The organism is Collinsella aerofaciens (genome assembly GCF_015560135.1).
Lineage (GTDB): Bacteria > Actinomycetota > Coriobacteriia > Coriobacteriales > Coriobacteriaceae > Collinsella > Collinsella aerofaciens_AN.
In genome coordinates this window covers 141182-167740 of the sequence record NZ_JADMRH010000001.1, presented here as the reverse complement: position 1 = coordinate 167740, position 26559 = coordinate 141182, and the positions used below count along the sequence as shown (strand labels likewise).

Sequence of the window (26559 nt, the reverse complement as noted above, 5' to 3'; positions counted from 1 at the left end):
ACTTCAGTCTGAAGGTACTAACTTGACAATCTCACAGAATAGCACAGGCATACCTGCCGAAAAGGGACAGGTTTATTTTGGTAGGTTTTATCAGGGGAAACGACAGTTGCCCATATAAAACCGACCAAAATAAACCTGTCCCTAAATGGCAGGCCCCGCGGTGGTTGCCGCGGGGCCTGGATTCAAGCTATTTAACCGTAGATGCGCTGGGGCTGTTCTTCGCCCTTTACGGAGGCTTCGGTCACAACGACCTTGGAAACGCCCTCCTCACTGGGCAGATCGAACATCGTCTGCTGCAGCACGTCCTCGCAGATGGAGCGCAGGCCGCGGGCGCCGGTCTTGCGGGCGAGCGCCATGCGGGCGATCTCGTGCAGGGCCGCATCCTCAAACTCAAGCTCAACGTCCTCGAGCTGGAACATCTTACGATACTGGCGCACCACGGCGTTCTTGGGCTCGGTCAGAATCGACACCAGGTCATCCTCGTCGAGCGCCTGCGTCTGGGTGACGACGGGCGTACGTCCCACAAACTCGGGGATCATGCCAAAGGCGTTGAGGTCCTGTGGGAGCACCTGGCGCAGCAGGTCGTTCTCGTCGACCGAGGTGGGGCCGGCAATCTCGGAGTTAAAGCCCACGCCCTTGTTGCCCACGCGATCGGCGATGATCTTATCCAGGCCCACAAAGGCACCGCCGCAGATGAACAGGATGTTGGTCGTGTCGATCTGCAGCAGCTCCTGCTGGGGATGCTTACGGCCGCCGGTGGGCGGAACGCTTGCCACCGTGCCCTCAAGGATCTTAAGCAGCGCCTGCTGAACTCCCTCGCCCGAGACATCGCGGGTAATGGAGAGGTTCTCGGCCTTACGGGCGATCTTATCAATCTCGTCCACGTAGATAATGCCCACCTGAGCGCGCTCAATGTCACCATCGGCAGCATTGATGAGCTTGAGCAGGATGTTCTCCACGTCCTCGCCCACATAGCCGGCCTCGGTGAGCGCGGTGGCGTCGGCAATGGCAAACGGCACCTCGAGGATGCGCGCGAGCGTCTGGGCCAACAAGGTCTTGCCGGTACCGGTGGGACCGAGCAGCAGGATGTTGGACTTGGCGAGCTCTACCTCGTCCATATCGTCATCGAACTGCGAGCCCATGCCAGCATCAAAAGCGGACACCGCGGCGCCGCCCTCGATCACGCGGCGATAGTGATTGTACACGGCAACCGACATAGCGCGCTTGGCGTCCTCCTGGCCCATAACATAAGCCGAAAGCTCGTCATAGATCTCGTGCGGCGTCGGCACGTGCGTAATGACCTGGCGAGCGTCGTCCTCCAGCTCAAAACCCTCGGCCTCGGGATCTACAGCAGGCTGGCCGGCAGCCTGGCCGTGGTCGTTGAGGAAGCCCGGCAGCTTGCCGTTGCGGGCAGCGTCCATAAAGTCCGAAGCCAGCGACTCCTCCAAGATCTCGGAACAGGCGGCGACGCACTCGTCACAGATAAAGATGTTGGTCGGGCCCTTTACGAGGCGACGAACCTGGCCCTGCTCTTTTCCGCAGAAGGAGCAGCGGATGGGGTTGCCGTTCTCGTCAAAGTTGTCCTGCATGTTACCTGCCATCCTAGGCGTCCTTCGCGGCGAGGTCGCGCGAGGTGACGATACGATCGATCAGGCCGTAGTCGAGGGCCTCGGCAGCGGTCAGGTAGTTGTCGCGCTCGGTATCGGCCTGGACCTTTTCGATGGGCTGGCCAGAGGCGTCGGACAGGATCTGGTTGAGCTCGCGACGGGTCTTCTTGATCTCCTCGGCCACGATTTCGATCTCGGTCTGCTGACCCTGGGCACCGCCGCTGGGCTGGTGAATCATGACCTTGGAGTGCGGCAGGCAGAAGCGCTTGCCCTTGGCGCCGGCCGAAAGCAGCACGGCGGCCATAGACGCGGCCATGCCGACGCAAATGGTCGAGACCTGCGGCTTGATAAAGTTCATAGTGTCAAGAATTGCCAGGCCGGAGTAGACCTCGCCGCCGGGCGAATTGATGTAGAGCGAGATATCCTTCTCGGCATCCTGGCTCTCAAGATGCAGCAGCTGGGCAACGACCAGGTTGGCGCTGACGGAGTTGATCTCCTCGCCCAAAAAGATGATGCGGTCGTTGAGCAGGCGCGAATAGATATCGTAGCTGCGCTCGCCGCGCGGCGTCTGCTCGATAACGTATGGCACGAGGGCGGAATCGAACTTGGCGATCATACGCATCTCCATTTCTCTCTTGCGGACCAAATTGGTTCTAGATAAACGTACGGTGCCCGCATGCTATGCATTGGCTGGCACCGTACGAAGCAACCGGATAACCGGTGTATAACTTTACCCCATCACGGGCACACGCATGCGCTCGCGGGCAAGGTGGCGAGAATTACTCAGCGTCCTTGGCGGTCTCGTCGACCTCGGTCACCTTGGCGTTCTCGACCAGGTGGTCGACAGCCTTGGAGCGACGGATGGACTCACGGACGGCAGGCATGCGGCCATCGGCGATGAACTCGGCCTTGGAAGCCTCGACGTCCTTGACGCCGGCCTTCTCGAACTCAGCGTTGACGTCGTCCTCGGTGACCTCAATCTTGAGCTCGCGGGCGAGGGCGTCCAGAGCCAGGGACTCACGGGCAACGTCGTTGGCCTGCTTGTGCAGGTCGCCGATGAACTGCTCCATGGTCAGGCCGGAAGCGGGCAGCCAGGTGTCCAGGGTCATGCCGCGGGCAGCGAGGTTGGACAGGAAGTTCTGGCCAAGCTCCTCAAAGACGGACTGCTCGTAGTCGGCGTCCATCTCGTCGAGCTGCAGACGCTCGGCGAGGGCGGCGACGCAACGGTTCTCTTTCTCGGCCGGGAGGCGGGAAGCCTTGTCCTGCTCGATCTCGAGCTTGATGGCGTCGCGCATAGCGTCGATGCTGTCGAAGCCAAAGTCGGACTTGACGAGCTCGTCGGTGAGCTCGGGGGTGTTGCGGACCTTGATGCCCTTGACGGTGACCTCGACGGTGTGGGTCTCGGCCTCCTCGCCCTCCTCGACCTCGTCGGTCCAGGTGACGGTCTTGACGTCGTCAACGTTAGCGCCGATCAGGGCCTCGTTGAACTCCTTGGGGTTGCTGTCGCTACCGGCGATGAGCATGCGGCCCTCGGCGGCAAAGTTGTCGGCGTTCTCGACGGCCTTGAGGTCGACGGTGACGTAGTCCTCGGCCTCGACGGCGCGACCCTCAACGTCCTCGAAGGTGGCACGGTAGTTGAGGAGCATCTCGACCTGGTTGTTGATCTCGGACTCGGTGACCTCCGCAGGGGGCATCTCGATCTCGACAGCGTCGAAGGAGGAGAGCTCAGCGGCGGGACGCAGGGAGAACTCGACGGTGTAGGTGTAGTCCTCGTGATCCTTGGCGAGGTCGAGCTCCTTGTAGTCACCGTTCTTGGTGGGGACGATGTCCAGCTCGTTGAGGACGGCGGGCTCGTTGGCGGCGATCAGGTCGTTGGTGGCCTGAGCGAGGGTAGCCTCGGCGCCAAGTGCGGAGTCGATGACCGGACGGGGAGCCTTGCCAGCGCGGAAGCCCGGGAAGCGGTACTTCTTGGCGGTGTCCTTGTAGGCCTTCTTGATCGCGGCGTCGACGTCGGCGGCCGGGATGGTGACCGTAGCGGTGAGCTTGGCGTCCTTGACGTCAGAAGCGGTGATGTTCAACACGTTCCTCCTCATACTGCCCAGCTTATCTGAGGTGCTGGTACCTTTATGCAACAAAGTGTCGCGACGGCCGGGGCCGACGCAGGTGCGATGGTGCGGGCGAAAGGACTCGAACCTTCACGGGAATCCCACCAGAACCTAAATCTGGCGCGTCTACCAATTCCGCCACGCCCGCATGAGCGCACAGACTAGGAATGATAGCAGATACGAACGGCAAGCGCACGCACACCTTTTACAGGCTCACGACCTCACCACGAGTGAATGGCACGAGCAAGGGAAAGCGCGTCCCATTTTGAACCGATATTCCGGGTCGCGCTTTCCGCGAAGGGCTTCAAAAGGAAACTGCATCCCAGATTTCGGCTGAAAAATGGGATGCAGTTTCCGGACGGGAAGCGAGCGAGCTCGCCTACTCCCCCAGCAGCGCCTTTTCGGGCGTGATGGGCAGCGAGCGCACCTGGTGGCCGGTGGCGTGTGCGACGGCCGAGGCCACGGCGGCGAGCGGCGTGTTGATGACGACCTCACCGATCGACTTAGCGCCAAACGGACCCGTCGGCTCGTAGCTCGGCTCAAAGGCCACGCGGATGCTGCCGATATCCAGGCGCGTGGGCAGCTTGTAGCTCATAAAGTTGCCGGTGCGCAGACGGCCGCGGTCGTCACGCTCAACGATCTCGTAGAGCGCGTGACCGATACCCTGGGCAATGCCGCCCTCGGCCTGGACGCGCGCGAGCGCCTCGTTGATCACGGTGCCGCAGTCCACAGCCGCGGCGTAATCCACCACGGTCACCTTGCCGGTGGCCTTGTCGACCTCGACCTCGGCAATGCCGGCCATAAACGGCGGAGGCGAAACGGGCAGGCAGGCAGAGGCGTGCGAGGTAAGCGCGTCGCCGCCCGCGATGTTCTTGACGCACAGGTTGGCAAAGTCGCGCAGCGTGAGGTAGCGACCGTGTTCGCGGGCAGCACGTTCGTCGGCCAGGCGCACGTACTGGCCATCGAAGACCACGTCGGCGGCATCCACATCCCACATCCGGGCGGCCTTGGCGCAAATCTTGCCGCGCAGCTCGGTCGCGGCGTTCTTGGCCGCCAGGCCCGTCACGTACGTACCGGAGCTCGCGTACGATCCGGCGTCGAACGGCGACACGTCGGTGTCCACGCCGCGCACCACGATGAGCGAGCTCTCCACGCCCAGCTCCTCGGCGGCAATTTGCGCCAGGATGGTGTCGACGCCCATGCCGTTATCGGTGGCACCGGTCGAAAGCGTAATAAAGCCGTCCTCTTCCAGGCGCAGGTCGATGCCGGCAATGTCGATGTTGGAGATGCCCGAGCCCTGCATGGTGAGCGCGCAGCCCAGGGCGCGCACGCGGTCGCCCAGGTCCACGGCCAGGGGCTTGTCGCGCCAACCGATCATGTCCATCGCGCGCAGCAAGCAGCGGTCGAGCGCGCAGGCGTTGAGCTTCTCGTTGTAGTACTGCGGCATGGTCTCGCCCTCGCGCACGATGTTCTTAAGGCGCAGGTCGGCAGGATCCATGTGCAGCATGTCAGCGAGCTCGTTGACGGCGCTCTCCACGGCAAACTGGCCCTGAGTGGCACCGTAGCCGCGATACGCGCCGCCGCGGTTGGTGTTGGTGTAGACGGCGTCCCAGCTAAAGCGGCTCGCCTTCACGTGGTTGTAGATCGGCAGGCTCTTGTGGCCCGAAAGGCCGATCGTCGTGGTGGCGTGCTCGCCGTACGCGCCGGCGTTGGACAATGTATGCAGGTCGATGGCCGTGATGGTGCCGTCGTTCATGGCGCCCAGCTTGACGGTCATCTGCATCTGATGGCGCGAGTTGCCCGCGGTGATGGTCTCCTCGCGGGTGTAGCAGCAGTAGCTGGGACGGCCGGTCTGCTGGGTGACGAACGCCACGAAGATCTCGCAGCAACCCGTCTGCTTGGAGCCAAAGCCGCCGCCGATGCGCGGCTTAATAACCTGCACCTGTGACTGCGGAATGTCGAGCGACTGCGCGACCATGCGGCGCACGTGGAAGGGCACCTGTGTGGAGGTAGTCACCGAGATGCGCCCGAACGCGTCGGTCGTCGCGAAGGCACGGAAGGTTTCCATGGGCGCGGTCTGCGTGGCCTGGCTGGTGTAGGTGCGCTCAAAGACGATATCGCTCTGGGCGAATGCCTCGTCCAAGTCGCCAAAGTCGCTGGTACCGCTGCACACCAGGTTGCGGGGCACGTCGCCGCCCTGCGGGAACATAAAGGTCACGTCGCCCTCGGGGTGGACCACGATGTCGTTATCGAGCGCCTGGGTAAAGTCGAGCAGCGGCTCGAGCACCTCATAGTCGACCTTGATGAGCTTGAGCGCCTTGTCGGCAGCCTCCTCAGTCTCGGCGGCAACGATCGCCACCTCCTCGTTTTGGTAACGAACGAGGTTCTCGAGAATCAGGCGGTCGTAGGGACTCGGCTGCGGATAGCTCTGGCCGGCGATGGTAAAGCGGCGCTGGGGCACATTCTCGTAGGTGTAGACACCCACCACGCCGGGCACCTTCAGGGCACGCGAGGTGTCGATGGAGCGGATCTTGGCGCGGGCATACGGGCTGCGCTTGAGTTTGACGATGAGCGCGCCGGCGGGCACCATATCGCCCGTGTAGACGGGACGACCCTCGAGCAGGGCCTTCGAGTCCTTCTTGGGCTGCTTGTGGGTAATCTGCTTGTAAGAGACACCGTCGCAGCTGGTGTCGTTGACCGGCAGCTCGGGCATCTCAAAGCCCACCTGCACGCCGGACTCGTTGAGAAAGCGGACGATGGCGCGCAGCTGGCTCTCGTAGCCGCTGCAACGGCAGAGGTTACCGGCAAGCTGACGTGAGAGCTCCTCACGCGTGGCGACGAGGCTCGGGTCCTCCTTGGCGGCGCGGGCAAGCGCCAGCACGTTCATGATAAGGCCGGGGGCGCAAAAACCGCACTGCTCGGCGCCTTCGGCAGCCATCGCACGGGCCAGTGCCTCGGACTCGGCCTTGAGGCCCTCGAGCGTGGTGATGGTATGGCCCTCGACGCGCGCGGCGGGAACCGAACAGCTCAGCACCGGGTCGCCGTCAAGCCACACCGTGCACAGGCCGCAGTTGGTGGTTTCGCAAGCGCAGCGCACCGACGCGCAGCCCAGCTCGCGCAGCAGCGCAAAGAGCATGGTGTCGGGGGCAATCTGAACCTTGACCTTACGGCCGTTGAGCGTAAAGGAAAGATCGATGAGTTTGGCAGCCATTAGCGCACCTCGCTAGAATCGACGCCGGGCACGCGGCGGCAGGAATACTCGTCCGTGGCAAACTTAGGCACTTGCACGCCCTCGAGCTCGCGGGCAAGCGCGGCCGAAAGCTCGATGCCGGCGGCGCGGCGCACGGCCTGCACGGCAAGCGGGGCCGAGATGCGGCGGCGGTAGTCGGCCGAGCCCCACATGTTGGTGCCGTAGCTCAGCGCGCGCACGGACGCGGCCAGGGAGCGCAGCTCGTCCTCGGAAGGCCGCTCGTTCACCAGGCCGCATGCCTCGCCCTGCAGCAGGGTCGCACGCAGCGGGCGGGCGCCCACGGTGACATGCCAGCTGTTGTCCCACCAGGCGGCGGTGACATTGAGCGAGGGGAAGTCGGTCGCGGCCTTGCGCACAGCCTCATAGCTTGCGCGGTAATCGTGCTTAACGACCACCACGTGCTCGATCACGTCGCGCACGTAGCCCATGTCCACGAACTCGGCGAGCGGCACGCGACCGGCACCCGTCAGCTCAACATAGGAATCGAGCGCGAGGAAGGCGGAGAGAACGTCCGAGAAGCCAAAGCGGCCGTAGATGCTGCCGCCCACCGTGACGGTATTGCGCAGCTGCACGCCCACGATGTCATGGACGGCGAACTCAAAGACATTGTTGACAAGCACGTTGAGCCCGGCATGACGCTCGAGCTGGCGCAGGGTGCACATGGCACCGATGCGAAACTCGGTCTCGGTCTCCTCGATCTGATCGAGTCCGCAGGCCGAAAGGTCAATCGCCGTCGCCACGCGACGCGAACCCAGGCGCATCCAGATGCCGCCGCCCACAATCTTGTTGTTGCGGTTCTTCTGTAAGAGCTCATAGGCTTCGGCCGCGTTTCCAACACGGACGTAGGTACCGAACTTGAGCACGTTCTCCCCCATCTCTCCACTTGCCCAGTACTTTTAAGTGTACCAAACGAGGGGGCTCAGCTCGTGTCGGGACAAAATGAACCGTTTTCCTCCGTCGCGTGCGGATCAAAAAAGGCTCCCAGCCAAGATGACTGAGAGCCTTCTGCGATGCTATATCGAGCGAAGATTTAGCAGACGCCCTGGGCGAGCATGGCGTCGGCGACCTTCAGGAAGCCAGCGATGTTGGCGCCCATGACGAAGTTGCCCTCCTCGCCGTACTTCTTGGCGGTGTCGTCCACGTTGTGGAACATGCCGCGCATGAGCTGCTCGAGCTTGCCGTCGACCTCCTCGAAGGTCCAGGACAGGTGCTCGGCGTTCTGGCTCATCTCCAGGCCGGACACGAGCACGCCGCCGGCGTTGGCAGCCTTACCGGGCATAAAGGCGACGCCGTTCTCCTGGAAGTAGGTCGTGGCCTCGATGGTCGTGGGCATGTTCGCGCCCTCGCCGACCACCTTGCAGCCGTTGGCGACGAGCGCCTGGGCGTCCTCGAGCAGCAGCGTGTTCTCGCGAGCGCAGGGCAGCGCGATGTCGCAGGGCAGCTGCCACACGCCGCGGCCGTCACCCTCGTGCCACGTGGCATTGGGCTTCTCGTCGACGTACATGGCGAGCGTGACGCCCTTGTCGTGGCCGGAGCGCTTCTTGTTGTAGACATGCTCGAGCACGGTGTAGTCGATGCCGTCGGGATCCTCAACCCAGCCGTGGGTATCGGAGCAGGCCAGCACCTTGCCGCCGAGCTGGGAGACCTTCTGGACCGCGTAGATGGCGACGTTACCGGAGCCGTGAACGACGACGTTCTTGCCCTCGAAGGAGTCGCCGCGACTCTTGAGGTACTCGTCCACAAAGTAGGCCAGGCCGTAGCCGGTGGCCTCGGTACGGGCGAGAGAGCCGCCAAAGGAGAGGCCCTTGCCGGTGAGGACGCCGGTCCACTCGTTGGTCAGGCGCTTGTACTGACCGAACAGGTAGGCAACCTCGCGGCCACCAACGCCCAGGTCGCCGGCGGGAACGTCGGTGTTGGGGCCAATGTGGCGATAGAGCTCGGTCATGAAGGACTGGCAGAAGTGCATGATCTCGTTGTTGGACTTGCCCTTGGGGTCAAAGTCGGAACCGCCCTTGCCGCCGCCCATGGGAAGGGTGGTCAGGCTGTTCTTGAGAATCTGCTCCAGGCCCAGGAACTTGAGCATGCCCAGGGTAACCGTCGGGTTAAAGCGCAGGCCGCCCTTGTAGGGTCCAATGGCAGAGTTGAACTCGACGCGATAGCCGCGGTTGACCTGAACCTTGCCCTGGTCGTCGACCCAGGGAACACGGAACATGACGATGCGCTCGGGCTCGACGAGGCGCTCAAGCAGGGCGGCCTCCTCGTACTCGGGGTGGGCGTCGAGCGCCGGCTGAATGGTGCCGAGGATCTCGGTCGCGGCCTGGATGAACTCAGGCTGCTCGGGATAGCGGGCCTTGAGCTCGTCGAGAACTTTCTGCGTGTAGCTCATGCTTCCTCCAATGATGGGAAACGAAAAATGTTGGTCGCGGCACCCTATGTGCCGCGAACTTTATCGAGTATGGATAATATCGCACTGTTGCAGCAAAGTTTCGCATAAGCCGACGAGCAGATGTTTCGTTTTGATTACGGTGCAGGTAGAAGCGTTTTTGAGAGCCTGACGTGCAAAACCCGTGTTTCAAACCTGTTTCGTCCACGTGTTCCAAACCACCACATTGGGGACAGGCACCTTTGTGGTGGTGCTGGTGGTTAGAGGACGAGCTGATGGTAGTCGGCGGGAGTTATGCGGCTCTCGGTGGCGGCGCGGAAAGCGGCGAGGGCGTCGCCCGAGAACGGCATGGCCCAGCACAGCCCGCAGCCGGCGGTGATGGAGCCGGGCAGCGGCATGATGCGCCCAGGAACACCGGCGGCAAGGCACAGCTGTTCGCATTCCATCACATCGAACGTGCTGTCGAACGATACGATGATCTTGCGTTCGTGGTCGAGGGCATCACCGGACGGGCCTTCGCGGTGTGCCTCACGATACGCCGCGGCGGTCGCTTCCTCTTCCGCGGTATGCCCGCAGCCTCCGCAGCCGCAGGTACAGGGTTCGGACCCGTCGCAAGTGCAAGGTTCTCCCGTGTCGGGACAAATATCGTGAGACATGGCAACTCCAATCGTCTAGGCAAGCAACTCGGCCGCCGCAAACTCCTCGGGCGTATTGACGTTCTCGAAGCAGAGCGTCGAGCCCGCGGCCTTAACGATCTGCGGCTCATCCATATAACCAGCTTGAACGCGATTGATCAGGCAGCGAATGCGTTGGCGGTCGCAGGCGAGCAGCTCTTGGGCAACCGGCGCGCACGCGTCACGGCGCCAGACAGCGCAAAGCGGCTCAATCCCCCGCTCCTCGCGCGGCACGCACACATCGAGCGCCTCGGCCTCAACACGATCGGCAAGCGCGCCGATGAGTTCCGGCGAGACAAACGGCATATCGCAGGCAACGATCGCCACGAGAGGCAGCCGAGCCGCAGCCAACGAGCTCGCGATGCCGCGCATAGCGCCCGCCGACCCTTCAAGATCCGCCACCACACGCGGCACCAGGCCGCCAAACGTGTGCTCCTCAAGGTAGGCAAGTTCGCTGGGACGCGAAGTCGTCACGACCAACTCGCCGGCAACTGGCGCCAGCCGACCCAGCACGCGCTCGATGAGCGGCTCGCCGCAAAACGCCATGCGTGCCTTATCGCAGCCCATGCGCGAGGACAGCCCGCCCGCCTGGACGACACAAGAAAGATCGGCACGTCTTACGGTAGTCATACGGCAAAACACCTCCATCGGCATGCTCGAAACCCAGTGCACGAAGCTAAATACAGCCGCCGAAATAGCGGCGCTACGAAAAGCTCGTGCAAAAACAAAACAGCGCCTTTGCGGCACGCAGCAAGACCGCGAGCACAAAAACGCTGGTAGCATATGGCGGGAACGTATGTGAATCGAACACATCCAAGACGTTTTGCACGCCTCGCAACGGTTTTGAGGACCGCGGAGCCCACCGGAGCCCATCCGTTCCCAAGTGCGGCGGTATTTTACCAAACCGAGCAGCCGATCTAGCGTAGGGACCTCAGGCCGCCGGCTTCCTTGTCGAGCACTGTAAAGTGCACGGCATCCAGGTGCTCCAAGATGCTGATGGCACGTTTTCGCGACACGTCCAGCGCCTCGCGCAGCACACTCGTGGTGGCAGCGCCGCCGGCAGCCTCGATAGCGGCGGCAACAAGCTCGCGCGCATGCGACTCCACGGTGGCGGACAAGGCCACATCGCGCTCGACCTTAACGATCGCACGGTTGAGCGAAAGCTCGCGCAGGGCACGCGTCATGGTGTCGCGATCGAGCTGCAACTGCTCGCCCACCTCGGGCAACGTCGGTGCATCGAGGCCGGCTTCATCCAGCAAGGCAACGATACGTTCGCAGGCCTCGCGCACCACACGCGCCGCGGCGGCAGCGGAGTGCGGGTCGAACACCTCGGCGCCCTCGGAGGCACACACGCCGCGCGAGCAGCCCTCGGAAACCAGGGCTGCGGCAACCGTATCATCAGCGGCAGGCCACGCAGCATGGGCAACGGCGCCGGGCGTAAAGCCCGTCTCCTTGGGAGACGCCGCATGCATGGCTGACAGGGTCGCCGCCAGGGCATCCATCGCGGCGTCAAGCACCACGGCGTCCGCCAAGAGGTCCGCATCACCCACCGCAAGCTTGCGGACGGAGGCCTGCGCCACCAACCCGCGCAGTGCGGCATCGGCCTCGCCGACACCAAGATCCAAAGCCTCGGCAACATCAACCGGCGTAACCGGCAGCGTCTGCAGCGCCAGCCAAGCGCCCACACCGCCCGCGATATCGCCGGACTCGAGTGCCGCAAACAGCGCGCGCTCGCCGGCCGAAAGCTCGCGCGAGCGACGGCAGCGCGATAGCAGCACGCGCCCGCCGCCGATGAGCATAACGGGCGAATACGACAGCACCACGGCATGGTCTCCGGCTCGCAGCGGCAGCGGCTCCTCCAAGCGCACCTGTACGGTACGGGTCTCGCCCACCGCCATGGGGGCCTCGCCCTCCAAAAGCATGATGCGGCCGACGACCTCGGCCGTGCCGGCCATCACATGCACACGCGCGCCCGACTCGAGCACGCGCGGCTTGGCGCCCTCGCGGCCCAAATACGTAAACGTCATCATAAAACGCATCGTCTGGCCAAAACGGCCCTCCACGCCGAGCATCTCGCCGCGATCGAGCGCGGCGACAGCATCGCCCACCAAGTTGAGCGCCACACGCTGACCGGGCAACGCCTGCTGCGTGTCGCCATGCACCTGGATCCCGCGTACGCGGCAGACCGTGCGCGACGGCAGCGCGACGAGCTCATCGCCCACCGCAACCGGCGCATCGTGCAGCGTTCCCGTCACGACGGTGCCGGCGCCCTTGATCGTAAAGCAGCGGTCAATCGGCAGGCGCGGCGCGGCATCGCTCCGCTCGGCACGCTCGCGACAGGTATCCCAGCAGACACCCACCTGCTCGTCGAGCACCGCAAGCAGCCCGTCAATCCCCTCGCCCGTCTTAGACGACACGGGCACAATTGGCGCGCCCGCAAACACAGTACCCGACAAAAAGTCATCGACATCGAGCTCGGCAAGCTCGGTCATCTCGGCATCGGCCAGGTCACACATCGTCAGCGCCACCACCATATGCGTGACGCCCAGCAGCTCCAGCACATGCACGTGCTCGCGGGTCTGCGGCATCACGCCCTCGACGGCTGAGACCACCAGCACGGCAACGTCGATGCCCGTGGCACCCTGCACCATGGCGCGCAAGTAATGCGCATGGCCCGGCACGTCGACAAGGCCGACGATCTTGCCACTCGGCAGCGCCAGCTCGCCAAAGCCCAACTCCACCGTCATGCCGCGGCGACGCTCGACCTCAAGGCGATCAGGATTCTTGCCGGTCAGCGCCTCGATCAGTGCCGACTTACCGTGGTCAACGTGGCCCGCCGTGCCAACGATAACGGGACACTCCACCAGCGCCTGAACCTCACTCATCGAGCAATCGCCTTCTCAACGCATGCGGCAAGCGTCGACGCCGCCGTCTCGATATCGCGGTCGCCCACGAGCGTACGGACGTCAAACAAAATGCGATCGTGCGAGGCGCGCGTGACGACCGGCGTGTCGAAATCTTGGACGAGTGAGCGCTTGAGTGCGTCAACGGAAAGACGCTCATCGACAAGACGCACGGCAACGCACATGGTGGGCAGCTCGACGGTAGGCAGCGAACCGCCGCCGGGAGTCGACGACTCCTCGACGATCTCCACCTGAACGGCGCACAGGCAACCGGCCTTGTCGAGACCGGCGACCATACGATCGCGCAGCTTGCGGGCACGTCGCTCCAAATGGGTCTGCGGAAGCGTAAGCATGCTGAGCACCGGAATATCGCGATGGGCAACATCGGCGCCATCCATGTAGATACGCAGCGTGGCCTCGAGCGCCGACAGGGCCAGTTTGCCCGGGCGCAGGGCGCGCATAAGCGGATGTGACCCACAGGCCTGAACCAGGTCACGACGGCCCATGATAATGCCCGCCTGTGCTGCACCGAGAAGTTTATCGCCCGAGCACGACACCAAATCGAGCCCTGCCGAAACCGAAGCCGGCGTGGTTTCTTCGCCTCCGCGCACCAAGATGTCGTCGGGCAACAGCGCGCCCGACCCCTGATCTTCATAGAACAGCAGGCCGTGCTTATGGGCCAGTGCGGCGAGCTCCCGAGAGCCCACTTCCTCGTGAAAACCCTCGATGCGATAATTGGAAGGATGAACCTTGAGGATCATGGCCGTATCGGGCGTAATAGCTTGCTCATAATCTGCCAGGTGCGTGCGGTTGGTGGCGCCGACCTCGACGAGCTTGGCGCCCGAGGCCGCCATGACATCGGGGATGCGGAAGCTGCCGCCAATCTCGACAAGCTCGCCGCGGCTGACGATAACCTCTTTGCCCGCGGCATGGGTGGCAAGCACCAGCAGCACCGCGGCGGCATTGTTGTTGACCACGAGCGCGTCCTCGGCACCGGTGAGTGAGCGGATCAGCTGCGCGGCGTGCTCCTTGCGCGAACCGCGCGAACAGGTGTCCACGCTGTACTCGAGCGTGCTGTAGCCGCGCGCGACCTCGGCCACGGCCTTGGCGGCCGACTCCGCGAGCGGGGCGCGACCCAAGTTGGTATGGATGACCACACCCGTGGCATTAACCGCTGGGCGCAGGCTCGGCAGCGCGGAGCGGTGCGCACGCCACTCGATAGCCGAAGCCAGGTCACGCTTGGAACGCGGGGCGGCGCCGGCGCGAATGGCGGCGCGCTCCTCGTCAAGCTCGGCCGTGACGGCGGCATGGACCACCGCGTCGCAGGTCTCCCCTGCCGCCTTCACCACCGGCCACTCGGTGAGCAGCTCGTTGACGGAAGGAATGGCACGCAGACGGGCGCGCACCTCATCGGACATGTTCTGGCTATCGCTCATGTGCGGCCTTTCAAAACCAAAGGTGAATCAATCGTTCGAACGTCAAACTATCAGCCAATTCGATCGGCTGAGTCAATCAATCGTTATTATCCACGTGCTCCGTGATCTTTTCCACGCGAACGGCGTTTTCCTGGGTGAGCGCGGCACCTGTCAACGGATCCCAACGCAACGGCGTATGGTCGAGCGGGCCCACGCCCAAGGCTTGAGCGCCACCGACATCGGCGCCAAGCGAACGCCCGCCGGGGGCGGCCGACGTGAAGATGCACGCCGGATGCAGATAGGGCGTCGTCTCCACGCGCACGCGGTCGCGGCCCATATCGCTCACGAGCTCGACGATCTCGCCGTCGGCGATGCCCATGTGCGCAGCAGCATCGGCATTCATCTGCACGGCATCCAGGTCCGATCCAGCCTCGGCGGCACCTTGAGCCGCAAGCCTGCGCGAGGTGTGCGACTCAAAGGGACGGTTGCCACTAATGAGGCGAAACATCCCCGGGCCGGGCTCCACAATGGGCGCAATCCAGTTGGGCACACGACCCATGCCGACTCGTTCCCATACGTCGCTTGCCAGCGCAATTTTGCCGCCGGCAAGCGGAATCACCGGCTCACCCGTGCGCGACGGCAGCGCCACGCCCGTATCGGCCCAGCCGCGCTCCTTGAGCTCGTCCAGATCGATCCCAAAAGGCGCCACCTGGGCAGCCGTCAGATCGTCAGACGTAAACTGGAAATACTCGCCCACGCCACACGCCTGCGCCAGACCGGCAAAAATCTCCCGACCGGGACGTGTGCCGTCATGCTGCACGGGCAGCACGGCGTTGCGGTAGAACACGCGCGAATCGTTGACGCCCACGACCGTGCCCACACCGCGGTCGGCCTCCAGATACGTCACGTCGGGCAGCACGAAGTCAGAAGCACGCGCCGTCTCGGACCAACGAATATCAATCGTCACAAGCAAGTCGAGCTGCTGCAAAATACCCAACCAAGCCTGTGCATTGCCATAGCCCGCACCGGGGTTACTGGCATAGACGATGAGCCCACGCAAATCGCCGGCAAGAATCGACTGGCCGATGGTCGTGCACAGACCGCGCTCGGGGTCGACGAGCGGATAGCGTTCGGACCCCAACTTGGGCTCACGTGGCATCGACGGCGTCGCGAAACGCGCAGGGTCCAAATCGCCCAACGCAAGCGGTGTGGGCGGGTTGAGGGCACCGCCCGCATGTCCGATGCAGCCCAGCAGCACATCGACCAAACAGATAGCGCGCGCCGTCTGCGTACTGTTGGCATACGCGATACCGATGCCGCCATGAAAGCCCGCATCCACCACGGCGGCAGGCGCGGCGGCAGCCAGATCGCGCGCCGTGGCGACAATCTCTTCGGCCGGCACGTCGGACATCGACTCAGCCCACTCGGGCATCCAAGCACTGGCCGCCTGCGCCAGCTCATCAAAGCCCGTGGTATAGCGGGCAACGAACTCGTGATCGTACAGACCCTCGGCAATCAACACGTGTGCGATACCCAGCAGCAACGCCAGATCGCATCCGGGACGCACGCGGAGCCAGCGATCGGCAATAGCAGCCGAACCGCTGCGCCGAGGGTCAACCACGATGATTTTCGCCCCACGCCGGCGCGCGTCGTTGAGCGCATCGACCGACCCCATCGACGACGAATCCACCAAGGAACGCCCCAGGTACATGATGCAGTCGGTATGCGCAAGGTCGGAGGCGGGACTATAGCCCAGGCTGTGCTCCCAACCGGTAAGTCGGCTTACCTCGCAGGCACCGTCGGCACCGTACACGTTGGGCGAGCCCAGCGCATGCATAAAACGATAGGCCCAGTAGCGGTCGAACGAGGGCACGCCGAGTGTCATGCCCAGCGCACGAGGCCCGCGCTCGTCAACAATCCCCAAAAGGCGCTCGGCAATCTGGGCAAACGCCTCATCCCAGGAAATCGCATCAAACCCCGAGCCATCAGCTCGGCGGCGCATGGGATGCAAAATCCGGTCGCGCTCGTCAAACGGCATGTCCAGGCGATGTCGCCCGCGGGCGCACAGGGCACGCGCCGCGCACGGATGCCCCGGCACCGGCAACTCGGCCACCACGCGACCGTCCTCAACGCGTGCCGCAAAGGCGCAATCGGCATAGCATCCCCCGCATGCAGTCACCACGGCGCGACCGTCACGCTTCACAGCAGATGCCATCTCGATTACCCCTTTCATCAGCCAAACACAGCAGGCCAAAAGCCCGGCAACGAGTCCCGGACCCAAAAAGCCTCCCGCACGGCAACGCCCCGCGGGAGGCCCAACGTCAAACAGACGATACCTTACGCCTCGGACTTCTTGGCGTAGATAAACCAGTAGCCGAGCGCGACCAGAACCGCGCCGCCCACGATGTTGCCCAGCGTGGCAGCGGACAGGTTAAACGCAATGCCCGCGGCGTTGAGCGCATCGGCGCCGGCGACCTTGGCACCGTAGCCGCATGCATGCATCACGGCGCCCATGGGCAAAAAGTACATGTTGGCGACGCAGTGCTCAAAACCGCAGGCCACAAAGGCGGCGATGGGAAGCAGAATGCCCACGACCTTATCGACCACGGTCTTGCCGGCGGTACCGATCCACACGGCCAGGCACACAAAGATGTTGCACAGGATGCCGCGGAAGAAGATCGTCACCCAGTCGATCGTCACCTTGCCGGCGGCGACGCTCACCATGGAATTGGCGACCGCCTCGCCGTTGAGCTTGTAAATGCCGGCCATGTACACCAAAAAGACGATGAACAGGGCACCGACAAAATTGCCGACCCACACGACGACCCAGGCCTTGAGCATCTGAGCCAGGGTGATCTTTTTGCTCTTGAGCGCGCAGACCATAAGCGAATTGCCGGTAAACAGCTCGGCGCCGCACACCAGCACCAGCACCAGGCCCAGGCAAAAGCACAGGCCGCCCACGACGCGCTGGGCACCCCAGCCCAGCGTGCCGTCGCTCAAAAACACCGTAAAGAACAGGCCGCCGAAGGCGATAAACGCACCGGCGAACATTGCCAACAGAAAGGCCTTAGCGACCGGCAGGTTGGCCTTGGTCACGCCGGCGGCCTCGGTCTTGGCCTCGATCGCGGCGGGCGCCAGGCAATCGGGAGCGGGGTACTCCACCTTGGAATCTGCCATGTCAATCACTTCTTTCCTATTCAGCAGGGGCAAGCGCTGCTATAGCTCCTGCCCCAAGCGGACAAAGTGGGAAAAGTCGTTGGCGGCCACGGCGTCGTACACGGCGTCGACGGCCCCAAAGACCTCCGGGGACATGGGGTTATAGAACTCCGTATCGCCCGGCTGAATCCCTATGAAGACGATATCTTCGCACGATTGCTCAATCTCTTCGATCAGAATCGACAAGGGAAGCGAATGCGTGGTGAACATCGACTTGCGGGCCACATCACGTTTGTCGAGCAAGCGGATGGCACCGACGGGCAGCGCCATGTCAGAGGCATCGACCAAGACCAGGCGAGGCGGACGCTCGCGCTTGACCTCGATGATGTCATCCTCGGGCGTCTGACCGCCATCGATGGTGTACCAGCCGGCAATGGGCGCGTCCTCCATCTTTTTGGAGAGCACGGGGCCGGCGGCATCGTCGGCACGCAGCACGCTTCCCGCCGTGAGCACGATACCCGCAAACGGGGCGCCGTTCACACGTCCATCCACAACGCGACCCATTACTGCAACCTCCCCGTCAGATACACGCCCGACACATCGCGCACGCGCTCAACCAGATCGCGAAACTTCATTAAGAACGCGACCTGCTGGGCATGCAGGCCAAAGTCGTCGTCGAACACCGAGATGCCGGCCTTGGCCGAGCCGCGAAAACCGCGCTCGTCGAGCAGCATATCGCAGGCCTCGAGCAGCGACGGCACCGCCGCCTTGTCGAGCTGGCACTCGCCAAAGGAGCGGATGGCCTCGAACTTGGTCTTGGCCTCCCCCTCCGGCAACGCATCGACGAGCGAATAGAACACATCCACCGGCACCGACAGGCGCGGCTCAAAGCAGTCGAGCACGCCGGTGTGGTGGCCCACGGCGAGCGTGTAGTACAGCACGTCGCAGGCCTCCTGGGGAACGTCTTCCTCGGTCTCCACAAACTTACGCGTGAGCTCGTAAAAGACCACCTGGTCGGGCGCATGGCCCAGGCAGGGGTCGGCGACGCCCTCGGCGGCCTCGTCGCTTGCGCGCGAGGCATCGCCAAAAGAGCCGCCGAGCATACCGGGGCCCGCAAAGTAACCAGAGCGGTCCGTGAGTTCCATCTAACGGCCTCCGGCCAGCACCAGATCCTGCAGCGCCGAGTAGACCTCAACACGACGAGGATCATCTTGCTTGTCGATGAGGAGCGCCATGGCACCGCGGATATCGCCCTTGGGCGCGCCCTCGAGCGTATCCATAAACTCGTTGGCTAGGTCGCGGCCGTAACGGTAGCCGCTCATGGCGCGAGCCTCACGCTCGATGGCCACACGCAGCTTGTACGGCACGCCGGGGTGCAGGATATCGGCCTGCTCGCCGGCGGCCTCCACCGTGGTCTCGGCATGGAGCTTTTGGTCCAGCAGGCCAAGTGCCATGGCAAAGCCGTAGACGGTCTGCGCGGGGCTGGGCGGGCAGCCGGGGATATAGACATCGACCGGCAAGATCTTGTCCGTGCCGCCCCAGACGCAGTAGTTGTCGTAGAAGATGCCGCCGGTGCAGCCGCACGCGCCATAGGACACCACGATCTTGGGATCGGGTGCGGCCTCAAAGGCGCGCAGGGCCGGCATGCGCATGGCACGCGTCACGGCACCGGTGTACAGCAGCACATCGGCGTGACGGGGCGAGGGCACGACCTTGATGCCAAAGCGCTCGACGTCGAAGACGGGCGTGATGGAACCGAAGATCTCGATCTCGCAGCCGTTACAGCCGCCGCAGTCAACACGGTAGACGTACACCGAGCGCTTGATCTTCTTAAGAAGGGTCGCCTTGGCCTTCTCGATGCTCTCGTCGAGCTCGATCTTGGTCGGGCGGTACTGAAGCCGCTCGGGCAAAAGCGTGGGTTCGGCCATGGTTACTCCTCCTTCGTTTCAAAATCCATGATGATGCCCTCGACCGGCGCCGGACCGGCGGGAATCTCGGGCGCATCGGGGTTGAGCTCGCGGTCGATATACTCCGGGTTCACGCCGTGGCCGCCCAGATACTCCATGCCGGGGCCCTGGGGCTCGCCGGACGCAAGCGTCTCGTTGGCAGCCATGCCGGCAGCGTTGCCGGTCTTTACGGCCGAGGCGGCGCGCAGGGCGTCGAGCTCGCGCTTGCACTCCTGGCACATACCGACGGTACGGGCGGCCTGCTCGGCCTCCATGCCGCCGGCCTTTTGCAACAGGCGCTTAGCGTAGTCGATTTCCTTGTGCGGGGCAAACGGCTTGCCGCAGCGCGAGCAGTGCTCGAGCGTGTAGACGCTCTTGCTGGTGAGGTCGTCTTTGCTCATGACGGCCAGCTCAAACTCCTCGGTGAGCTTGATGGCCTCCATGGGGCAGGCCTCCTCGCAGCGGCCGCAGAAGATGCAGCGACCGTAGTCGATCGACCAGGTGATGGTATCGTCCGCAAGGTCGGTGTCCATACGAATGGCATCGGCCGGGCACGCCACGCCGCAGGCACCGCAGGCGATGCAGAGCTCGGCATTGTGCTCGGGCTTGCCGCGCATGTCCTTGTTGGTGGGAAACGGCGCAAACGGGTACTTGACCGTCGCGTCGCCGGCCTTGGCGTTAACCTTCCAAAGCTTCAGCATATTAGAGCGCCTCCTCATCGAGCGGGGCGGCCATGGTGCCCTCGCCCGCAAGCGGCGACTTGTCGCGCCAGACGTTTTCGAACTGCTCCTTGTCGAGCACGTGGTCGCGCTTGGCGGCGACATCGGTCACCGTCACGCGGTCGGTGCAGGAGTAGCACGGGTCGAGCGAACCGACGATCAGCGCAGCGTCGCCCACGGTGTTGCCGCGGAACATGTAGCGCAGGACCGGCCAGTTGCTGTACGTGGCCGCCTTGGCGCGCCAGCGGTAGCACTTCTGGTTGTTGCCGAGCATGGCCCAGTGCACGTCCTCGCCGCGCGGCGCCTCGGTGGCGCCGATGGCGTACTTGTGCGGGGTGTACTCCCAATCCGTGGTGAGGATGGGGCCCGACGGGCAGTTCTCGAGCATGGTCTCGATCATGTCGATCGAATCGTAGACCTCCTGGATGCGAACGGCGGTACGGCCGAAGGCATCGCAGGTGTCGGCCGTAGCGGCGTGCATCTTTTGAACGTCCGGATCGGCGTAGCCGTCGAAGGGATGGTCAAAGCGCACGTCGCGGGCATAGCCAGAGCCACGCATGAGCGGGCCGACCGGCGAAAAGTCGCGAGCGATCTTACGGTCGAGAATGCCGATGCCGCTCGTGCGCTCAATAAAGTTGGGCGTGGAGAGCAAAACGTCGACGAGCTCCTGGACCTCGGAGCGCAGCTGATGGATGGTCGTGAGCGTGGAGAGCTTCTGCTCGGCCAGGATGTCGCGACGCACGCCACCGATCACATTGAGGCCATAGGTCTTACGGTGGCCGGAGAGTTTCTCGGCCAGGTCCATGGACTTCTCGCGAACGCGGAAGAACTGCTGGAAGCCGGAATCGAAGCCGGTGTAGTGCGATGCGAGGCCAATGTTGAGCAGGTGCGAGTGCAGGCGCTCGACCTCGAGCATGATGGCGCGGATGTACTGCGCGCGCGGCGGGACGTGAATGCCCTGGGCGCGCTCGACAGCCTCGGCGTAGGCCACCGAGTGGGCGCAGCCGCAGATGCCGCAGATGCGGTCGGCAAGGAACGTGACGGCATCATAGTTCAGGCGCGTCTCGGCGACCTTCTCCATGCCGCGGTGCACGTAGAACAGACGATAGTCGGCGTCGACGATCGTCTCGCCCTCGACGAACAGGCGGAAGTGGCCGGGCTCGTCGGAGGTAATGTGCAGCGGGCCCATGGGGACGAGCGTGGTCTCCTTGCCCTTGGTGTCGGCCAAGAACTCGTAGTTTTCCATGTCGCTCGCGGGAGCGGGACGGAAACGGTAATCCATCGAATCCTTGCGCAACGGGTACAGCCCGCTGGGCCAATCATCGGGCAGCACGAGGCGACGACGGTCGGGCAGACCCTCGGGGATCAGGCCGAACATGTCGCGCAGCTCGCGCTCGCCCCACACGCAGGCGGGGACGAACGGCGTCACGGACGGGAACGTCATCTTGGCGGGATCGACCTCGGTGCGCACGGTCACCCAGCCGGGATCCTCCCCCTCCATGGAGATGACGTAGTACACGGCGTAACGGCCGCACAGGCTGCGCTCATCGTTGCCGATGATCACGGGAATCCAGCCGTAGCGCTCGTAGTACAGGTAGTGGACGGCCTCGGGCAGCTTGTCCTGCTTGACGGTAATCGTCAGCTGGTCCTCGCACTGCCACTCAACCTTCTCGATAGCGCCCGGCACTGCGGCGCGCAGGGCCTCGACGTGGCTTTCGCAACGACGAGCGTAGTCCTTCTTTTCAGGTTCTGCCATGGTGCTAATTCACCTCGCTTGTCTTGGTCTGGGAACTGAACACCATGCGGTAGAGAGGAGCCTCGTGGAGCTCTTCGACGCTCTGGTTCAAAACGACGGACGTTGCATCCTCGACGCCGCTCGTGATGGCGACCGGGGTGGCGATACCGAACCACATGACCACGATCGCGAGGGCGATCTCGGGGATGATCATGAGGGCGGGCACCTCGTGGCGCTTCATGCCCTCGGGCGCCTTGCCGAAGATGGACTTGAGCGCGATGCCGGTAAGGGCAAAGTACACGCCGGTGAGGCCAGTGGCCACGAGCACGACCACCCAGATGGGACCGGACTGGACGCCGGCCACGAAGGTGAGGAACTCGGAGATGAACAGGGCGAACGGCGGGAAGGCGGCGAGCGCGAGCAGGGCGATGATGGTGAGCGCTGCCGTGACGGGAGCGATCTCGACGACGCCCTTGATCTTGTTCAGGTCGCGGGTGTGGTAGATGTGCTGGATGTTACCGGCCATGCAGAAGGCGAGCGCCTTCGTGAAACCGTGGAAGATGCAGTGCAGCAGGCAGGCGGCGATACCGAGCGGACCACCGATACCCAGGCACAGCGCGACCACGCCGACGTTGTCGACGGAGGAGTACGCGAAGCGGCGCTTGATATCGTCCTGCTTAAAGATGCACAGGGCGGCCACCAGGATGGACAGCGTGCCCAGGATGAGCAGGAGCGTACGCGGATAGGTGTCGCCCACCGTGATGATGGACAGGGAGTAGAAGCGGATGATCACCAGCATGGCGCACTTGAGCAGCACGCCCGAGAGCAGCGCGGAGACCGGGCTCGGAGCCTGGGAGTGCGCCTCGGGCAGCCAAGTGTGCATGGGGAACAGGCCCGCCTTGGTGCCGAAGCCGATGACGATGAACGCGAACGCGAGGCGCACGAGCATCGGGTCGAACTGGTCGGCGTAGGGCATGATGGAGGTGAGGAAGGCTGCCTCATGCGCATTGGGCATGATATCGGCGGCGTTCGCGTAGATGAGCAGCGTGCCGAACAGGCCGAAGGCCACGCCGGCGGTGCAGACCATCGCGTACTTCCAAGACGCCTCGAGCGCCTGCTTGTTCTTGTAGATGCCCACGAGGAACACGGTCGACAGCGTGGTGGCCTCGACCGCCGCCCAGGTGAGGATGATGTTGTTGGACAGGCAGGCGAGCAGCATCGTGAAAACGAACAGGCTAAACAGCGCGTAGTACTGCTTGGTGCGCTCGGCCGGCATGGTCTTCTCCTCGATATCGATCTTGATATAGGAGATGGAGTACACGCCGGTGATGAACCCGATGATGCCTACCAGAAGGACGAAGATCGACGAGAGCGAATCGAGATGGAGCCACAGGCCCAAAGCGTCGATATTCTGCCCGCTCGAGAGCATGGTTCCCGCGGTGACGACCGAAAGGACGAGGGTCGCCGCGACGGAGATGGTGTTGAGCCCCGCAAAGACGCTGTAGGACGTCGTCTTGGGGAGCGCAGCCATAATCAGGGAGAACACGAGGGGACAAGCGAGCAGGGCGACCGTCAGCATTGAAACATCCATGGCCTACCCCTTCAATTCGGTCAGGTCGTGGGAGTCGAGCGACTTGGTGTCGTTCCAGATCCTCACGACGACGGCGGACATGATGATGACGGCGAAAATGGCGTCGGTGGCGATGCCGATCTCGATGATCTCGGGGGCCGTGGGCGCGAGCAGGGCGAGCGTCACGTGGCTACCGTTCTCCATAAGGCAGTACCCGAAGATTTGCTTGAGGATGTTGCGCTGGGAGATGATGCACGTGAGGCCGACGAAGAAGTGCGCGAAGCTGATGGCGAGGGCCGGAGTAGCCACCTCAGCGGTGGGCAGGCTCAGGCGCGTGACCACCGCGAAGCAGATGGCCACCTCCAGACCGGTGAGGATGATGGTCCAGGCCGGCTTGATGGAGGAGGTCAGCGTGCTATCGGCAGGCGAACCCATCTTTTTGTAGGCACGGTTGAGAATGAACGGAACGAGGATCACCTTGGTGACGAAGGCCGACGCGGCCCACATGAGAAGCTCGGTGGCACCGGTGGTGAGGCCCAGGGTGAGCAGCACGCCCACCAGGACAACCGACTGGATCGCGTACCACTTAATGGCGGACGGGATGGTCTTCGAGACGACCACCATGGTGGAGGTCACGATCAGAAGACCGCCCAGGATATTGACTAACGAATAACCCATGTCCTACCTCCTAACCCATCCAACTAGAGGACAGAGGACCGGCGACGACGACCATGATCATGAGGACGACGAACACGAACGCCATGGCGCGCGGAAGGGGCTGGCCGGCGGCCACGGTCTCGCTCGGCTCACCGGGCAGGACCTTACCCATCCAACGCAGGAACCATGCGAAGGTGGCGACGGTCTCGACGACCATGACGCACACGAGGACGAAGATGACCGTGTTGGAAGCACCAACCGCGAAGCCACCGGAAATAATCTGGAACTTGGAGAAGAACGTGCTCATGGGGGGCACGCCGGCGATAGCGGTCGCGGCGACCGCGAAGCCCACGCCCGTGACCGGGTACTTCTTCATGAGGCCCTGGATCTTGGGCAACATACGGGTTCCCAGCGTGAAGCTGAGGGAGCCGGCGATGAGGAAGAACAGGGTCTTGGTGAACGCGTGGTTGAAGATGTGCTCGACGGCGCCGTTGAACGCCATCTGGCTTCCGAACACGGAGAGGCCCAGGCCGAAGAACACGTAGGCGAGCTGCGCGATCGTCGAGAAGGCGAGCAGGCGCTTCATATCCTTCTGGGGCAGGTACATGAGGAAGCCGAAGAGCATGGTCACGACGGCGTCGATGATGGCGACCCAACCGACGATCTCGGGGATATCGCCGGCACTCGCAAGAGCGCGGGCGAACACGCACACGCCGACCTTCACCATGGACGCGCCATGGAGGTAGGCGGAAACGGGCGTGGGGGCCTCCATTGCGGAGGGCAGCCACATGTAGAGCGGGAACTGGGCGGACTTGGCCCAAGCGGCGAACAGGATGAGCAGCAGCACGACGGTCTTCATACCGGAATCGAGCTGGGAGATCGCGCTCAGCGCGAACGTGCCGGTTCCGGCGAACAGGAAGGCCGCGCCGATGTAGAGTCCCAGAGCGCCGATATGGGTGATGATGAGCGCCTTCATACCGGCCTTCTTGGCCGTGGGCGTCATGTAGTAGCTGATGAGGCCCCAGGAGCACACGCCGGTGATCTCGAAGAAAACGAGCTGGCCGACGATGGTGGAGCTGTAGGCGAGACCGGCCATGGCGCCGATGAACGTGGAGAAGTACACGTAGAAGCGGCGACGGGGCGCGTCGGGATGCTCCTTGTTCTTATCGCTCATGTACGGGAACGAATAGATGACGACGAGCAGGCCGATAGCGACGAACGCGGGTGCGAGCAGCGTGCTCATCCGGTCGAATATGAAGCCCATGACCAAGGTCTGGCCCATACTCGCCCAGGTTACATCGACCGCGTTCATGCCGTTTCCGGCAAACGTCGCGGCCAAGCCAACGGAAGCGACCGTGGCGATGCCGCCGGCAAAGGCGCAGATCCATTTAGCGTAGGGACGCGGCAGCATGACGATGAGCAGGGAGCCCAGCATGGGGACGGCGATCGCCACCATGGCAAAGAGGGACAAGCTCGATTCGATTGACATAGTTTCTCCCTTCTCCCTACACGCCTACGACGACGAAGACGAACGCGAGGACCGCGATGCCGACGACGGCCCAGGTCTGGTTACCGAGCACCTTGAAGCGCGAACGGGAAACGGAGTTCTCGAGCACGCCGCAGACAACGAAATCGACCAGGCACTTGACAAGGAAGACGACGGCGCCCACGAGAGCGGTGACGCCGATGGTCGCGGGCTCTCCCCAGGGGATGAAGATGGAGGTGAACCAAGCGACGACCACGACCTGCTTCATGCCCATGGCGAGCTTCATCATGGCCAGGGACGGGCCGGAGAGCTCGGCGAGCGGGCCCTCCTGGAGCTCCTGCTCGGCTTCGGCCTGATCGAACGGAAGCTTGCCGAGCTCCATATAGCAGGCGGCCGCGAAGGCGACGCCGGCGAGGATGACGGCGACGACGCTCGAGACGTTGCCCGTAACGATGTGCTGACCCATGGTCGCAATGTCCGTGGAGCCGCACACGATGGCGACGGTAAACAGCGCGATGAGCATGGACGGCTCGATGAGCACGCTCATGAGGAGCTCGCGGATACCGCCGAAGCCCGCGTAGGCGTTGGAGGAATCCACGCCGGACAGCGCGAAGAAGAAACGGGACAGCGCGAGCGCGTACATGATGGTGATGGCGTCACCAAAGACGGGCATGGGGCTCTCGAGCGTGAACATGGGCAGGCCCATGGCGAGCATGAACGACACCGCGAGGAACAGCGGCGGCATGATGCGCAGCACGAAGCTCGAGTCGGAACTCACGGACTCGGGACGCGCCATGAGCTTCGCGAGGTCCCGGTAATCCTGAAGGATGGACGGACCGCGGCGATTGTGCATCTTCGCGCGAATCACACGGGCGAGGCCGGAGAAGAAGGGCGCGACCAGCATGACCACGAGGCCCTGCGCTATCGCAAGAACGATGTTCATAATATCCTCT

The 26559-nt window shown here is 63.5% G+C and carries 21 protein-coding genes, 2 tRNA genes and 1 pseudogene; all 24 read right to left on the bottom strand.

Annotation, left to right across the window (positions count from 1 at the left end; genetic code table 11):
- Nucleotides 1-191: 191 nt before the first annotated feature.
- Nucleotides 192-1601 (bottom strand): ATP-dependent Clp protease ATP-binding subunit ClpX, encoded by a 1410-nt coding sequence (gene clpX, locus I2H19_RS00750; RefSeq protein WP_195620623.1) that lies wholly within the window; start codon nucleotides 1599-1601, stop codon nucleotides 192-194.
- 1 nt (nucleotide 1602) lies between these two features.
- Entirely contained in the window at nucleotides 1603-2223 is a 621-nt protein-coding gene (locus I2H19_RS00745) for an ATP-dependent Clp protease proteolytic subunit (protein ID WP_022095182.1), read from the bottom strand.
- Between the two features lie 163 nt (nucleotides 2224-2386).
- On the bottom strand, nucleotides 2387-3688 hold the full coding sequence (gene tig, locus I2H19_RS00740) for a trigger factor (protein ID WP_271745321.1): 1302 nt from the start codon (nucleotides 3686-3688) through the stop codon (nucleotides 2387-2389).
- 88 nt (nucleotides 3689-3776) lie between these two features.
- Nucleotides 3777-3860 (bottom strand) — tRNA-Leu (locus I2H19_RS00735).
- Nucleotides 3861-4091: 231 nt separating this feature from the next.
- Nucleotides 4092-6302 carry a xanthine dehydrogenase family protein molybdopterin-binding subunit gene (locus I2H19_RS00730; RefSeq protein ID WP_411266897.1) on the bottom strand — a complete coding sequence of 737 codons (2211 nt, stop codon included), beginning with the start codon at nucleotides 6300-6302 and terminating at the stop codon, nucleotides 4092-4094.
- 177 nt (nucleotides 6303-6479) lie between these two features.
- Nucleotides 6480-6848: pseudogene (locus I2H19_RS10090) on the bottom strand ((2Fe-2S)-binding protein); the annotation flags it as partial.
- Nucleotides 6849-6922: 74 nt separating this feature from the next.
- Nucleotides 6923-7825, bottom strand: coding sequence for an FAD binding domain-containing protein (locus tag I2H19_RS00725; protein ID WP_271745324.1), 903 nt, complete (start codon nucleotides 7823-7825; stop codon nucleotides 6923-6925).
- 167 nt (nucleotides 7826-7992) lie between these two features.
- Nucleotides 7993-9348 (bottom strand): NADP-specific glutamate dehydrogenase, encoded by a 1356-nt coding sequence (gene gdhA / locus I2H19_RS00720; RefSeq protein ID WP_195620620.1) that lies wholly within the window; start codon nucleotides 9346-9348, stop codon nucleotides 7993-7995.
- A gap of 257 nt (nucleotides 9349-9605) precedes the next feature.
- Entirely contained in the window at nucleotides 9606-10001 is a 396-nt protein-coding gene (locus I2H19_RS00715) for a DUF3343 domain-containing protein (RefSeq protein ID WP_195620619.1), read from the bottom strand.
- A gap of 15 nt (nucleotides 10002-10016) precedes the next feature.
- Nucleotides 10017-10649, bottom strand: coding sequence for a molybdenum cofactor guanylyltransferase (mobA, locus tag I2H19_RS00710; RefSeq protein WP_195620618.1), 633 nt, complete (start codon nucleotides 10647-10649; stop codon nucleotides 10017-10019).
- 154 nt (nucleotides 10650-10803) lie between these two features.
- Nucleotides 10804-10900, bottom strand: a tRNA-Sec gene (locus tag I2H19_RS00705).
- 36 nt (nucleotides 10901-10936) lie between these two features.
- The gene (gene selB, locus I2H19_RS00700; protein WP_195620616.1) at nucleotides 10937-12904 is read right to left on the bottom strand and encodes a selenocysteine-specific translation elongation factor; all 1968 of its coding nucleotides are present in this window, start codon (nucleotides 12902-12904) and stop codon (nucleotides 10937-10939) included.
- A complete protein-coding gene (selA, locus tag I2H19_RS00695) occupies nucleotides 12901-14358 on the bottom strand; it encodes an L-seryl-tRNA(Sec) selenium transferase (protein ID WP_229089680.1) in 1458 nt (485 codons plus the stop codon). The genes selB and selA overlap by 4 nt, the downstream gene beginning before the upstream one ends.
- Before the next feature lie 76 nt (nucleotides 14359-14434).
- Nucleotides 14435-16552: a molybdopterin-containing oxidoreductase family protein gene (locus I2H19_RS00690; protein WP_195620614.1), complete on the bottom strand. Its 2118-nt coding sequence runs from the start codon at nucleotides 16550-16552 to the stop codon at nucleotides 14435-14437.
- A 122-nt stretch (nucleotides 16553-16674) separates the two neighbouring features.
- Nucleotides 16675-17514, bottom strand: a complete 840-nt coding sequence (locus tag I2H19_RS00685; protein WP_195568238.1) for a formate/nitrite transporter family protein — start codon at nucleotides 17512-17514, stop codon at nucleotides 16675-16677.
- Between the two features lie 39 nt (nucleotides 17515-17553).
- Nucleotides 17554-18057 (bottom strand): hydrogenase maturation peptidase HycI, encoded by a 504-nt coding sequence (gene hycI / locus I2H19_RS00680; protein WP_195568237.1) that lies wholly within the window; start codon nucleotides 18055-18057, stop codon nucleotides 17554-17556.
- Nucleotides 18057-18638, bottom strand: coding sequence for a formate hydrogenlyase maturation HycH family protein (locus I2H19_RS00675; protein ID WP_195568235.1), 582 nt, complete (start codon nucleotides 18636-18638; stop codon nucleotides 18057-18059). Before I2H19_RS00675 ends, hycI begins: the two co-directional genes overlap by 1 nt.
- Complete coding sequence (locus tag I2H19_RS00670; protein ID WP_006234107.1) at nucleotides 18639-19421, bottom strand: NADH-quinone oxidoreductase subunit B family protein; 783 nt, start codon at nucleotides 19419-19421, stop codon at nucleotides 18639-18641.
- Nucleotides 19422-19423: 2 nt separating this feature from the next.
- Nucleotides 19424-20140 carry a formate hydrogenlyase complex iron-sulfur subunit gene (locus I2H19_RS00665; protein ID WP_152067702.1) on the bottom strand — a complete coding sequence of 239 codons (717 nt, stop codon included), beginning with the start codon at nucleotides 20138-20140 and terminating at the stop codon, nucleotides 19424-19426.
- A 1-nt stretch (nucleotide 20141) separates the two neighbouring features.
- The gene (locus tag I2H19_RS00660; RefSeq protein WP_035138048.1) at nucleotides 20142-21914 is read right to left on the bottom strand and encodes a hydrogenase large subunit; all 1773 of its coding nucleotides are present in this window, start codon (nucleotides 21912-21914) and stop codon (nucleotides 20142-20144) included.
- A 4-nt stretch (nucleotides 21915-21918) separates the two neighbouring features.
- Complete coding sequence (locus I2H19_RS00655) at nucleotides 21919-23484, bottom strand: hydrogenase 4 subunit F (protein ID WP_195620612.1); 1566 nt, start codon at nucleotides 23482-23484, stop codon at nucleotides 21919-21921.
- A gap of 3 nt (nucleotides 23485-23487) precedes the next feature.
- The gene (hyfE, locus tag I2H19_RS00650) at nucleotides 23488-24141 is read right to left on the bottom strand and encodes a hydrogenase 4 membrane subunit (protein ID WP_035138044.1); all 654 of its coding nucleotides are present in this window, start codon (nucleotides 24139-24141) and stop codon (nucleotides 23488-23490) included.
- A 10-nt stretch (nucleotides 24142-24151) separates the two neighbouring features.
- On the bottom strand, nucleotides 24152-25609 hold the full coding sequence (locus I2H19_RS00645; protein ID WP_055309579.1) for a hydrogenase 4 subunit D: 1458 nt from the start codon (nucleotides 25607-25609) through the stop codon (nucleotides 24152-24154).
- A 16-nt stretch (nucleotides 25610-25625) separates the two neighbouring features.
- Nucleotides 25626-26549 carry a respiratory chain complex I subunit 1 family protein gene (locus tag I2H19_RS00640; RefSeq protein WP_055309580.1) on the bottom strand — a complete coding sequence of 308 codons (924 nt, stop codon included), beginning with the start codon at nucleotides 26547-26549 and terminating at the stop codon, nucleotides 25626-25628.
- Between the last annotated feature and the right edge of the window lie 10 nt (nucleotides 26550-26559).